Raw genomic sequence first — 12,515 nt, forward strand, 5'->3', positions numbered from 1 at the left:
GGGATGCATCATACGTGCCGCTTTCATGATCACCAAACGGCAAGATGTGGCAGGATCCTACAGAGGCAGTAGAAGGCAGCTACAAGCGGCAAGCTGCAAGAGAACAGCCGGCCGCGTATTTTCTACGGCTTGTGGCTGATAGCTTAAACCATCAACCCTGATTTTCCGGTTCAACTTCGGCCTTAGCGTCGACAACGTTCGAGCTGTTCCTTTTCATTTCACTCACAATCACCGCCAGCACAATCAACGCCGCCCCCAGCATCGCTATCGGCGGGAAGCGCTCGCCGGCGATCCGCCCGACCACGCCGGCCCACACCGGTTCGCCCGCATAGATCAACGTGGCCCGGGTCGGCGAAACGCTCTGCTGCGCCCAGTTCATCGCCACCTGGATGACCGCACTGGTCAGGCCCAGGCCCACCGCGCTGAACAGCAGCAACCATGAAAACCCCGGCAGCGCCTCGCCCATCGGCACCACCATCAGGAATGACAACAGCGACGCCGTGGCCAATTGCACCACGGTGACGCGGCGCACATCCACCTGCCCGGCGAACGCACTGATCAGGATGATTTCGGCGGCAATTGCGATGGCGCCGATCAACGTCGCGATCTCTCCGGCGCTGAAATTCAGCGATGCACCCGCCGGGCCGGTCAACAGCATCAACCCGGCAAACGCCAGCATGATACCCAGGCTTGGCATCAGGCCCGGTCGACGGCCCAGCACCAGCCATTGCAGCAACGGCACGAACGGCACATACAACGCGGTGATAAATGCCGACTGGCTGCTGAGGATGGTTTGCAGGCCGATGGTTTGCAGGCCGTAGCCGAACATGATGGCCACGCCGATAAACACCCCGGCCTTCAATTCGAACACGTTCAGGTCGCGCAGGGTGCGCAGGGAAAAGAACCCCACCACGAGCGCCGCCGCCGCAAAACGCAGGCCCACGAAAAACATCGGCCCGCTGACGCTCATGGCGTGCTGCACCAACAAGAAGGTGCCGCCCCAGATCATGGTGATAAACACCAGGATGCACTCGGCTTTGCTGAAACGATGGAAACGCGACGGGGAGTTCGAGGAGGTCATGGCGGCTCTGGTCTTGCATAGGAAAGGCACGGACCGCACAATGCGCCGCACGCTGGGCAGTATACTGCGCACACCCACCCATTGAGCAATATAGTGCACAAAGAAAATCCGCAGCGGGCTTCGGTCCTGCAACACGTCAGCCAGAACGTTCGTCGCCTGCGCCACGCCGCCGACCTCAGCCAGACTGCGCTTTCAGAAAAGTCCGGGGTCAGCCGGCGCATGCTGGTGGCCATCGAAGCCGGCGAGAAGAACGTCAGCCTGTCCACCCTCGACCGCGTCGCCGAAGCACTGGATGTGGCGTTCAGCGACTTGATCCAGGCGCCCGATGCGCCCGACCACAGTCGCATCAACGAGCTGGCATGGGCCGGCGAGATTCCCGGCAGCAAGGCGGTGCTGCTGGCCAAAGCCACCGCCCGCCGTGAAGTCGAGTTGTGGGAGATGCGCCTGGAGCCAGGTGATTGCTACAGCCCGGACCCCGACCCGGAGGGCTGGAGCGTGCAGCTGTTTGTGTTCGAAGGTTGCCTGACCCTGCTGGTGGGCGACGAGCAAAAGCCCGTGGCCGCCGGTGAGTTCTTTATGTTCGCCAGCCGCCTTGCCCACGGCTACCGCAACGACGGCGATGTGGCCGTGCGCTTTGTACGCAACGTGGTCATCTAACTGTTTGCCTGGCAACAGTGGATGCACACTTTGCTGGTTTGAACCGCGCTATATGGCATTGATAAACCCGCAACCCGCTGAATTTATTGACGATTAAATTCAGGCACGACTCCTGCAATCCTCCTGGTATTCCCTCGGAGCCTGGAGTCGGCCCATGTCAGCCCACCCTCAACACCCTGCCCATATCATCCGCTCGGATGCCGAAGCCATCGAGGTAGCTACGCGCTTGGCCGAACGCTTTGCCGTTGGCGCCAGTGAGCGCGATCGTGAACGTCGCTTGCCGGTGGCCGAACTCGACGAGTTTTCCGCCAGCGGCCTATGGGGCATCACGGTGCCCAAAGCCTACGGTGGCGCCGAAGTGTCCTATGTCACGGTAGCCGAGGTGATCAAGTTGATCTCGGCCGCCGACCCGTCCCTGGGCCAGATCCCGCAGAACCACCTCGGTGTGGTGGACCTGCTGCTGCACACCGCCAGCGAAGAACAAAAGCGCTATTACTTCGGCAAGGTCCTCGAAGGTTATCGTTTCGGCAATGCGTTCTCCGAGGCCAGGAGCAAGAACGCCGGCATCTTCGACACGCAAATCCGCATCGAAGGCGATAGTGCGCAGATCAACGGTGAAAAGTTCTACTGCACCGGCGCGCTGTTCGCCCACCTGGTGCCCACCGTTGGCAATAACGAGCATGGCCAGGCGTTGATTGCCTTCGTCGAGCGCGACGCCCCAGGGCTGAGTGTGATCGACAGCTGGGACGGCTTCGGCCAGCGCACCACAGCCAGCGGCGGGGTGACCCTCGATGGCGTAACGGTGCCCCTGAGCGCGGTGATACCCGCACACCTGGCGTTCGACCGACCCACGGCCAATGGCCCGATTTCGCAGATCATCCAGGCCGCCGTCGACACCGGCATTGCCGTAGGCGCTTTGGAGCAGGCCAAGCTCCACGCACGTCAGGCGCGGCCCTGGATCGACAGCCAGCAGGATCACGGCTGGCAAGACCCTTTCACGATTGCCGCCATCGGTGACCTGGCGTGGCGCGTGCACGGCACCGAAGCCATTCTCGCCAAGGCCGGCCTGGCCGTGGACCGGGCCCTGGCCGAACCGAATGAAGACAGCGTCGCTCACGCTTCGCTGGTGGTGGCCCAGGCCAAAGTGCTGTCGGCGGAAACCGCGTTGCTCGCCAGCAGCAAACTGTTCGAACTGGCCGGTACGCGCTCGGTGACGGGCAAGTACAACCTCGACCGGTTCTGGCGCAATGCCCGCACCCACACCCTGCACGACCCGGCCCGCTGGAAATACCACTTGATCGGCAATTTCGTGCTCAACGGCGTGAAGCCTGCACGCCACGCCTGGAACTGAGAGACCTGACCCATGACCACACTGACCCTTGCGCGCCAACTGCTGGACAGCACCCGTCGACATGTCGAACGCAGCGATGACCCCTACGTGATCAGCCGCTTTGGCGATCTGCAGATCCGCGTCGACGTGGCCGCCGCCTTGCTCGAACGGGCCGAGACCCATCCCAGCCCGGTCGCCCGCGCCGAAGCGCAGATTGCTGCGGCCGAAGCGCTGATTGCCGCCAGCAACACCGAATTCGAATTGACCGGCCAACGCAGTGCGCTGCCGTCAAGCCTGGATAACCCGCTGCGCCACACCTACCACGCAGTCGGCAACTATCACCTCAACGGAGTGCACTGATGGCCCGTGAAATCCGCCTGAATGCCTTCGACATGAATTGCGTCGGCCACCAATCCCCCGGCCTGTGGGCGCACCCGCGCGACCGGTCGTGGCAGTACAAGGACCTGGAATACTGGACCGATCTGGCGAAGATTCTTGAGCGCGGCAAGTTCGACGGGCTGTTCATCGCCGACGTGCTGGGCATCTACGACGTGTACAACGGCAATGGCGACGCGGCGATTCGCCAGGCCACCCAGGTGCCGGTCAACGATCCGTTGTCGCTGATCGCCCCCATGGCGATGGTCACCGAACACCTGGGGTTCGGCCTGACGGCATCGCTGTCGTTCGAACACCCGTATCCGTTCGCGCGCAGGCTTTCGACCCTCGATCACCTGACCAAGGGCCGTATCGGCTGGAACATCGTCACGTCCTACCTGGAAAGCGGCGCCAAGAACCTGGGGCAGAAAGCCCAGACCGAACACGATGCGCGCTACGACTATGCCGAGGAGTACCTCGAGGTTTGCTACAAGCTCTGGGAAGGCAGTTGGGAAGAGGGCGCGGTACTGCGCGACCGCGAGCGCCGGGTTTTCAGCGATCCGAGCAAAATCCATGAGATCCGCCACATCGGCAAGCACTTCCAGGTGCCCGGTATTCACCTGTGCGAGCCGTCGCCGCAGCGCACGCCGGTGTTGTACCAGGCCGGTGCTTCCAGCCGTGGCAAGCAGTTTGCCGCCGAGCAGGCCGAGTGCGTTTTTGTCGCGGCACCGTCCAAGGTGCTGCTGAAAAAGACCGTTGCCGATATCCGCCGGCGTGCGGCCGAGGCCGGGCGCGATCCGAAGAAAATCCTGATTTTCAACCTGCAGACGGTGATCGTCGATGAGACCGACGCCAAGGCCAAGGCCAAGTTTGACGAGTACAAATCCTATGTCAGCTATGAAGGCGCGATGGCGCTGATCTCCGGCTGGACGGGCATCGATTTCAGCCAGTTCAAGCCGGATGAGCCGCTCAAACACGTGCACACCAATGCGATCCAGTCGGCGGTGGAAGCCTTCTCCACGGCCGATCCGAACAAGGTCTGGACGCCCAATGAACTGGCCGACTGGGTCGGTATCGGCGGCTTTGGCCCGCTGTTCGTCGGTGGCCCGCAGACCGTGGCTGACCTGTTGCAGGAATGGGTAGAGGAGACCGACGTGGACGGCTTCAACCTGGCCTACGCGCTGACCCACGAAACCTTTATCGACGCCGTCGAGTGGCTGGTGCCGGAGCTGCAGAAGCGTGGCGTGTACAAGACCGAATACGCCCAGGGTACGTTGCGTGAGAAGTTGTTTGGTGACGGTGCAAGGTTGGGCTCGAACCATCCTGGCGCGAGCTACCGCAATTTATCTGGGATACAAAAAACCAATGTGGGAGGGGGCTTGCCCCCGATAGCGGTGGGCCAGTTAGAGCACTCGTAACTGACCCAACGCTATCGGGGGCAAGCCCCTCTCCCACAGTTGTCCTGTGTTGATACAAATACAAGCCAGCGGACCACCGCACGCATACCCCCCAATAGGAGCAACCCCCTATGAGCGTGCACGAACCCAAGGCTCTCCTGGAACACCTGCGTCACTGGGCACAACTCACGCCGTTGCACATTGCCCTGCGCCACAAGCGTCAGGGACTGTGGCACGCGTGGCGCTGGATCGACACCCTGCGCGATGTAGAACGCCTGGCCGATGGTTTGCGCCAGCAAGGTTTGAGCGAGCAGTCACGGTTGGCACTCAGCGGTGCTTTTGAGCCGAACCTGCTGTTGCTGGCGTTGGCGGCCCAGTCCGTCGGCGCGCAGGTGCTGACGCTGGCCGACAACCTGGAGCCCCAGACCTTGGAACAACAGCTATGGCGTATTCGTCCCAGCCACGTCTACGTTCAAGGTCGCCAGCCCGATTGGGCGTTTACCCAGCGGTTGGATTTTGCCCAACTGCTCGGCCCGGTTGACCCGGCGCAACATGTGCAGCGTTGGTGGAATTCCACAGCCGAAACCGCGTTGTGGAGTGAAGAGGGCACCCACTGGCAAGGCGGCCTGGCGGTGATTCTGGAGCAATGGCTGCACAGCGGCCACGGCCTGGCCTTCCCGGAGAGTCCGGCGTCGGCGCGGCGTGATCGCAGCGAAGTCGCGCCCACCGGCCTGCTGTTGTCGCCGGCGCGCCTGCAGCAGGTGGCCGACGAGATCGAAACCCGCCTCGCGCCCCACGGCACCTGGCGCCGACGCCTGTGCGAGTGGGCCATCGCCGATCCGCGCAGCGGCCTGCGTCGGTTTCTGAAAAACCGCGTCCGCAGGTTATTGGGCTTTCAGCGTCTGACTTCCATCTGGCAGCCCGTCAAATCCAACGCCGAGCCGACCTGGCTGGCCGAATTCAAACGGAAAAGCGCATGAGCCAGGCCATCCTCCAGGTGCGGGACATCTCGCTGTCGTTCAAAGGCGTCAAGGCGATCAATGGGCTGTCATTCGAGGTGCAGCGCGGCGAGATCTGCGCGTTGATCGGCCCCAACGGTGCCGGCAAAAGCTCGCTGCTCAACGTGCTCAACGGTGTGTATCGCTACGATGCCGGAGAGATCGTTTTTGAAGACCAGCATTTTCAGCGCATCGACCCGTTGGGCGCGGCGCGCCGAGGCATCGGTCGCACCTTTCAGAACAACGCCTTGTTCAAAAAAATGAGCGTGCTCGACAACATCCTTACGGGTTTGTCGCGGCATATGCGCAGCACGTTGATCGAGCAGGCCCTCGGCTTGCCGCGTGCGCGACGCGAAGCCGAGGCGTTTCGCCAGCGCGGCCAAAGCATCCTCGAATTTCTTGAGTTGCAGGCCCACCGCGATGTGCTGGTGGGCAACCTGTCCTACGGCCTGCAAAAGCGCGTGGAATTGGGCCGCGCGTTGATCGCCGGGCCGAGCCTGTTGTTGCTCGACGAGCCCATGGCCGGCATGAACGCCGAGGAAAAACAGGACATGGCGCGCTTCGTCGCCGATGTGAACCGCGACCTCGGCACCACGGTGGTGTTGATCGAACACGACATCGGCGTGGTCATGGGCCTGTCCGACCATGTGGTGGTGCTCGACTACGGGCGCAAGGTCGGCGACGGCACCCCCGCCGAAGTCCAGGCGAACCCCGACGTAATCGCGGCCTACCTGGGAGTCGCACACTGATGACCTTCTTCTTTGAAACCCTGCTCGGCGGCCTGCTCGCCGGCACCCTGTACTCCCTGGTCGCCATCGGCTTCGTGCTGATCTACAAGGCCAGCGGCGTGTTCAATTTCGCCCAGGGCGCGATGCTGCTGTTTGCCGCGCTGACCTTTGTCAGCCTGCATGACCAGGGCGTGCCCTTTGCCCTGGCGTTACTGCTGACGGTCATCGTGATGATTGTCGGCGCGTTGCTTATCGAACGATTGGTCTTGCGCCCGTTGGTGAACCGTTCGCAAATCACCCTGTTCATGGCCACGCTGGGCCTGTCGTTCATCATCGAAGGCCTGGCCCAGGGCTTGATGGGGTCGCAGGTACGTGCGCTGGACCTGGGCATCGATGATGTGCCGCTGTTTGTCGGCCCGCTGATGCTCAGCCAGTTCGACCTGATCGCCGCCGTCGTGGCCGTGGTGCTGGTAACGGTGCTGGCGCTGCTGTTCAACAAGACCCGCATCGGCGTGTCGCTGCGTGCGGTGGCGGATGACACCACGGCGGCGCTGTCCATCGGTATCCACCTCAACCGTATCTGGCAGATCGTCTGGGCGGTGGCGGGCGTCGTCGGGCTGGTGGCCGGGCTGCTGTGGGGCGCGCGCCAGGGCGTGCAGTTCTCGCTGTCGCTGGTGGTGCTCAAGGCGCTGCCGGTGTTGATCATCGGCGGCTTTACCTCGATTGGCGGGGCGATTGCCGGCGGGCTGATCGTCGGCGCGGCGGAGAACCTTGCCGAGGTGTATATCGGCCCGCTGATCGGCGGCGGCATCACGCCCTGGTTCGCCTATGTACTGGCCCTGGCCTTCCTGTATATGCGCCCCGCCGGCCTGTTCGGCGAGCGCGCCATCGAGCGAGTCTGAAACCATGTCGATTCCTGTTGCTGAACACACCGCACCGTTGCTGCTGATCCAGCGACGTGTGCCCTGGAGCCTGCTCGGCCTGCTGACGTTGGCGTTTATCGTGGTGCCGCTGTGGGGCAATGACTATTGGCTCAATGCGATCCTGATTCCATTTCTGGTGCTTTCACTGGCCGGGCTGGGCCTGAATCTGCTCACCGGTTATACCGGGCAAACCTCGGTCGGCGCCGCCGGGTTCATGGCCGTCGGCGCCTTCGCCACCTATGGTTTTCTGCTGCGCCTGCCTGAGCTGGGCCTGCCGGTGGCGTTGCTCGGCGGCGGGATCATCAGCGCCCTGGTCGGGCTGCTGTTTGGCTTGCCGAGTTCGCGAATCAAAGGCTTCTACCTGATGGTCACCACGTTGGCCGCGCAGTTTTTCCTGGAGTGGCTGTTCGTCAAATTCCCCTGGTTTTACAACTACGGTTCGTCCGGGACCATATCGGCACCGAGGCTGGCGCTGTTGGGTCATGACCTCAACACGCCGTTGGGCCGCTACTGGCTGACCCTGGTCACGGTGCTGCTGTTGACGTGGGCCGCCGTCAACCTGGTGCGCAGCCAGGTGGGCCGCAACTGGATGGCGATCCGCGATATGGACACCGCCGCCGCCGTGGTCGGCATTCCGGTGGCGCGTTACAAGCGCCTGGCGTTTGCGGTCAGTTCGTTCTACCTGGGCATCGCCGGCGCATTGTGGGCGTTTGCCTACCTGGGCACGGCCAGCGCCAGCAGTTTCGATATCAATCGCTCCTTCCAGATCCTGTTCATCATCATTATCGGCGGCATGGGCAGTATCGCCGGCAATTTTGTCGGCGCTGCCTTCATCAGCCTGCTGCCGATCTTCCTCAGCCACGCCGGGCAGGCGCTGCTCGGCGGTGCGGTGGATGCGGGGCAGTTGCAGAACCTGCAGAAAATCATTTTTGGCGTATTGATCATCGTGTTCCTGATCAAGGAACCCGAGGGTTTGATTCGCCTGTTGCACAACCTTCGCGATTGGCTGCGGCAGTGGCCGCTACGTTTCTAACCCTTCTAAAGAGAACCTCCATGCGTGCATCCTTGAAACGTTCCCTGGCCGGCGCTGCCTTTGCGCTGGCGACATTGGCCGCTGCCGTGCCCCAGGCCGTGGCGTCGGCCGAGCAGCAATTCTTCCCCCTGGCGACCTATCGCGTGGGGGCCTACGCCTCCAGCGGCGTGCAGGTGTGGGCCGGGATGATTGACTACCTGCGCTATATCAACGAGGTCGAAGGCGGCATCAACGGCGTGAAGCTGGTGTGGCAGGAATGCGAGACCGAATGGACGGCGGAGAAGGGCATCGAGTGCTACGAGCGCTTCAAGAACGGCCTGAATGGCGCGCCGGTCGCGGTGTACCAGCCTAACGGCGCACCGGCGGCCTATGCGCTCAGCGAAAGGGCAGAGGTGGACAAGATCCCGCTGATCACCCTTGGCTACGGTCGCACCGAAGCCACCGACGGCACGGTGTTCCCGTACAACTTCCCGGTGATGCTGACCTTTTACAGTGAGGCGTCGAGCCTGGTGAACTACATTGCCCAGCGCGAAGGCGGCTTCGACAAACTCAAGGGTAAGAAAATCGCCACGGTCTACCACGACTCGGCCTACGGGCGCGAAACCCTCGGCCCGCTGAAGCTGCTGGCGGAAAAATACGGCTTTGAAAACATCCAGATTCCGGTGGCCGATCCGGGCAACGAACAGTCCGCCCAATGGCGCCAGGTGCGCCAGGCCAACCCGGACTGGGTGTTCCTGCGCACCTGGGGCGTGTCCACGCCGGTGGCGGTGAAAACCGCCGCGCGCTTCGGCTTCCCGGTGGACCACATCATCGGCGATATCTGGGCCAGTTCCAGCGAAGACGTGTTACCGGCCGGCGCCGCCGCCAAGGGTTACCTGGCGCTCACGCCGTACCCGGCCGGGGCCGATTTCGAGATTCACAAGCGCCTCAAGCAATACGTGCTCGACAAAGGCCACAGCGACCTCAAGGACCTGAAGAACTTCGGCAGCGTCTACTACAACTCCGGCCTGGTGAACGCCGCCGTGGCCGTCGAGGCGATTCGCACCGCCCAGGCCAGGTTCGGCAAGCGCCCGCTCAATGGCGAAGAAGGCCGCTGGGGCCTGGAGCACCTGAATATCGATGATGCGCGCTTGAAGGACATGGGCTACCTGGGCCTGATGCAGAACCTCAAGCTGTCGTGCCGCGACCACGAAGGCGGCGGCTCGGCGCGGGTGCAGCAGTGGGACGGCGCCAACTGGACGCTGATCAGCGACTGGATCGCCGCCGACCGCGCGCTGCTGCGTCCGTTGATCGATGAAAAATCCGCGGCGTTCGCCAAGGAAAAAGGCCTGACGCCACGCACCTGCAATGGGGATGAATAAGCCATGAACCAACCTGCCAGCGCGCCGGCGAGCCCGGCGCTGTTGACTGTCAACGATATCGAGGTGGTCTACGACGGCGCGATCCTGGCGGTGGCCGGGGTGTCGCTGAGCGTGCCCAAGGGCGCCATCGTCGCGTTGCTCGGCGCCAATGGCGCGGGCAAGAGCACCACCCTCAAGGCCATCTCCGGACTGGTGCGGGCCGAGCGTGCCGAGGTCAGCCGGGGTGTGATCGAATATGCCGGGGCGGATTTGGCCGGTATCGACCCGAGCCAGCGTGTGCGCCAAGGCATGGTACACGTGCTGGAGGGGCGCCATGTGTTCGGCCAACTGACGGTGGAAGACAACCTGCGCAGCGGCGGCTTTGTGCGGCGCTTGAGCCGCAAGGCCATGGCCCAGGACCTGGAGCGCATCTACACCTGGTTCCCAAGGCTCAAGACCAAGCGCCACACCCACGCCGGGCTGACCTCCGGCGGCGAGCAGCAAATGGTCGCCATCGGCCGAGCGTTGATGACCCGTCCTACTTTGGTACTGCTCGACGAGCCGTCCATGGGTTTGGCGCCTATGATCGTGCAGGAGATCTTCGAGATCATTGCGCAGCTCAACCGCGAGCAGCAGGTGAGCTTCCTGATCGCCGAGCAGAACATCAACGTCGCGCTCACCTATGCGGCCCACGGCTATGTGCTGGATACTGGCCGCGTGGCGTTGAGCGGCAACGCCGCTGACCTGCTGGCGCGCGGCGACCTGCATGACATCTACCTGGGTAAACAGTAAGGGCGAACCTGCATGACGCAATCCACCCGCAACGCTGATGTGCTGATCATCGGCGGCGGCCTGAGCGGCACGATGTTGGCCGTGCAATTGCTGCGCCTGCCGGGCCGGCGCCGCATCCTGGTGATCGAACCGCGCGCCGAACTGGGCCGGGGCGAAGCCTACAGTGCGGTCGAGTTGGGCCACACCCTCAACGGCAACGCCGCGCGCATGAGCGTCGACCCGGACAACCCCGACGACCTCACGCAGTGGCTCACCGATCACATCGCAGCCGGCGGTTGGCCGGAGTCGGCCGAGCAGCCGGTGCCGATCAGCGAACTTTTTCCGCCGCGCGGGCTGTTTGGTGTGTATGCGCAGCAGCGGCTGGCGGAAGCACAGGCACGTTCGGCGTCCACGGTGGAGCATGTCAGGGCCGAAGTGGTCGACGTGCAAGTGGAGGCGGATTCAACCCTGCTGACCCTCGATAACGGCCAGCCAGTGCGCGGCGCCTGTGCGGTATTGGCCACCGGTATGTTCCCGGCGGCGCGCACGCCACAAACCGAGTCGAGCGGTTTGAACGCGGCGGCGCTGGACCCTTGGGACGTACACGCCATGACTGAACTTGACCCGCATTCGACGGTGCTGATCATCGGCTCGGGGCTGACCATGGTCGATGCCGTGGTGTCCCTGGAACAGGCTGGCCATCGTGGACCCATCAAGGTGTTTTCGCGCCATGGCCTGCTGCCTCATGTGCGTCGCCAGCCACCGAGCTGGGTGGATTTCCTCGACGAAGACCACAGCCTGCGCAGCCCCCGGCAGTTGCTTCGCGAAGTGCGACGTCAATGTCGGATTGCAACGACGCAGGGCATTGATTGGCAGGCGCCGCTGGACACGGTGCGCGTGCATATCGGCCGGTTGTGGAGCCAGGCCAGTGAGCGTGAAAAGCGCCAGTTCGTGCGGCATGTGCGGCCGTGGTGGGAAAGCCATCACCACCGCTCGCCGCCGTTGAGTGCGCAGTTGCTGGCGCGGTTGCACCAGGAGGGGCGGTTGCGCATTCGCGCGGCGTCGTTCAAGGGGTTGGCGCCTGCGGGTGAGGGCGTGACGATCCGTTTGCGCTATCGCGGTGAGCAAGCGCTGACCCAGGTGTCGGGCGCGGCCCTGATCAACTCCAGCGGCATCGAATACGACTGGCGCCGCGTGGCCCGGCCGTTGCCGCAGCAGTTGCTCAAGCGCGGGCTGATCCAGCCTGGGCCGTTGGCGTTGGGGATCGCGGCGGACACGGCCGGTGCAGTGCTGGATGCCCAGGGCCAGGTCAGCGCGCGACTGTTCGCCATGGGCCCGCCGTTGCGCGGGATGTGGTGGGAGAGTACTGCGGTAACGGATGTGGCGCTGCAAGCCAAAGCATTGGCCTCGAAGCTGGCAGAGGTCTAAAAGAAGCTGACAGAGGACTTAGTGTGGGAGGGGGCAAGCCCACCCATATGGTGATCGTCCCCACGCTCTGCGTGGGAACGCCGCCTGGGACGCTCCGCGTCCCGCCAGGTTCTGCAAGTTTGGCTATTACGCACAGGTGACGCAGAGCGTCACGGGCTGCATGCCCACGCGGGAGCGTGGGAACGATCTTGGACCGGATGATCGTCCCCACGCTCTGCGTGGGAATGCCGCCTGGGACGCTCCGCGTCCCGCCAGGCGCTGCAAGTTTGGCTATTGCGCACAGGCGACGCAGAGCGTCACGGGCTGCATTCCCACGCGGGAGCGTGGGAACGATCTTGGACCGGATGATCGTCCCCACGCTCTGCGTGGGAATGCCGCCAGGGACGCTCCGCGTCCCGCCAGGCGCTGCAAGTTCTGGCTATTGCGCACAGGTGACGCAGAGCGTCACGGGCTG

At 63.5% G+C, this 12,515-nt stretch carries 12 protein-coding genes; 11 read left to right on the forward strand and 1 reads right to left on the reverse strand.

Going from position 1 to position 12,515, the window contains the following annotated elements; translation table 11 throughout:
* Window positions 1-151: 151 nt before the first annotated feature.
* Window positions 152-1,081, reverse strand: coding sequence for a DMT family transporter (locus tag OSC50_RS09190; RefSeq protein WP_266247715.1), 930 nt, complete (start codon window positions 1,079-1,081; stop codon window positions 152-154).
* Between the two features lie 93 nt (window positions 1,082-1,174).
* Between OSC50_RS09190 and OSC50_RS09195 the strand changes: the two genes are divergently transcribed.
* The 11 genes from OSC50_RS09195 to OSC50_RS09245 all read left to right on the forward strand — a co-directional run bounded on the left by OSC50_RS09195 (window position 1,175) and on the right by OSC50_RS09245 (window position 12,061).
* Window positions 1,175-1,738: a helix-turn-helix domain-containing protein gene (locus tag OSC50_RS09195; RefSeq protein WP_181080929.1), complete on the forward strand. Its 564-nt coding sequence runs from the start codon at window positions 1,175-1,177 to the stop codon at window positions 1,736-1,738.
* Window positions 1,739-1,892: 154 nt separating this feature from the next.
* A complete protein-coding gene (locus OSC50_RS09200) occupies window positions 1,893-3,089 on the forward strand; it encodes an SfnB family sulfur acquisition oxidoreductase (RefSeq protein ID WP_253508276.1) in 1,197 nt (398 codons plus the stop codon).
* A gap of 12 nt (window positions 3,090-3,101) precedes the next feature.
* Window positions 3,102-3,428: an acyl-CoA dehydrogenase gene (locus tag OSC50_RS09205; RefSeq protein ID WP_034098753.1), complete on the forward strand. Its 327-nt coding sequence runs from the start codon at window positions 3,102-3,104 to the stop codon at window positions 3,426-3,428.
* The gene (locus OSC50_RS09210) at window positions 3,428-4,861 is read left to right on the forward strand and encodes an LLM class flavin-dependent oxidoreductase (protein ID WP_253508274.1); all 1,434 of its coding nucleotides are present in this window, start codon (window positions 3,428-3,430) and stop codon (window positions 4,859-4,861) included. The genes OSC50_RS09205 and OSC50_RS09210 overlap by 1 nt, the downstream gene beginning before the upstream one ends.
* Before the next feature lie 110 nt (window positions 4,862-4,971).
* The gene (locus tag OSC50_RS09215; protein ID WP_253508272.1) at window positions 4,972-5,820 is read left to right on the forward strand and encodes an AMP-binding protein; all 849 of its coding nucleotides are present in this window, start codon (window positions 4,972-4,974) and stop codon (window positions 5,818-5,820) included.
* Window positions 5,817-6,587, forward strand: coding sequence for an ABC transporter ATP-binding protein (locus OSC50_RS09220; protein ID WP_181080925.1), 771 nt, complete (start codon window positions 5,817-5,819; stop codon window positions 6,585-6,587). Before OSC50_RS09215 ends, OSC50_RS09220 begins: the two co-directional genes overlap by 4 nt.
* A complete protein-coding gene (locus OSC50_RS09225; RefSeq protein WP_253508270.1) occupies window positions 6,587-7,468 on the forward strand; it encodes a branched-chain amino acid ABC transporter permease in 882 nt (293 codons plus the stop codon). Before OSC50_RS09220 ends, OSC50_RS09225 begins: the two co-directional genes overlap by 1 nt.
* A 4-nt stretch (window positions 7,469-7,472) precedes the next feature.
* On the forward strand, window positions 7,473-8,522 hold the full coding sequence (locus OSC50_RS09230) for a branched-chain amino acid ABC transporter permease (RefSeq protein WP_266247724.1): 1,050 nt from the start codon (window positions 7,473-7,475) through the stop codon (window positions 8,520-8,522).
* 20 nt (window positions 8,523-8,542) lie between these two features.
* On the forward strand, window positions 8,543-9,883 hold the full coding sequence (locus tag OSC50_RS09235) for an ABC transporter substrate-binding protein (protein ID WP_253508266.1): 1,341 nt from the start codon (window positions 8,543-8,545) through the stop codon (window positions 9,881-9,883).
* 3 nt (window positions 9,884-9,886) lie between these two features.
* Window positions 9,887-10,654 (forward strand): ABC transporter ATP-binding protein, encoded by a 768-nt coding sequence (locus OSC50_RS09240; protein WP_266247728.1) that lies wholly within the window; start codon window positions 9,887-9,889, stop codon window positions 10,652-10,654.
* Between the two features lie 12 nt (window positions 10,655-10,666).
* Window positions 10,667-12,061, forward strand: coding sequence for an FAD/NAD(P)-binding protein (locus tag OSC50_RS09245; RefSeq protein ID WP_266247729.1), 1,395 nt, complete (start codon window positions 10,667-10,669; stop codon window positions 12,059-12,061).
* Window positions 12,062-12,515: the final 454 nt, after the last annotated feature.

It is taken from the genome of Pseudomonas quebecensis (assembly GCF_026410085.1).
Lineage (GTDB): Bacteria > Pseudomonadota > Gammaproteobacteria > Pseudomonadales > Pseudomonadaceae > Aquipseudomonas > Aquipseudomonas quebecensis.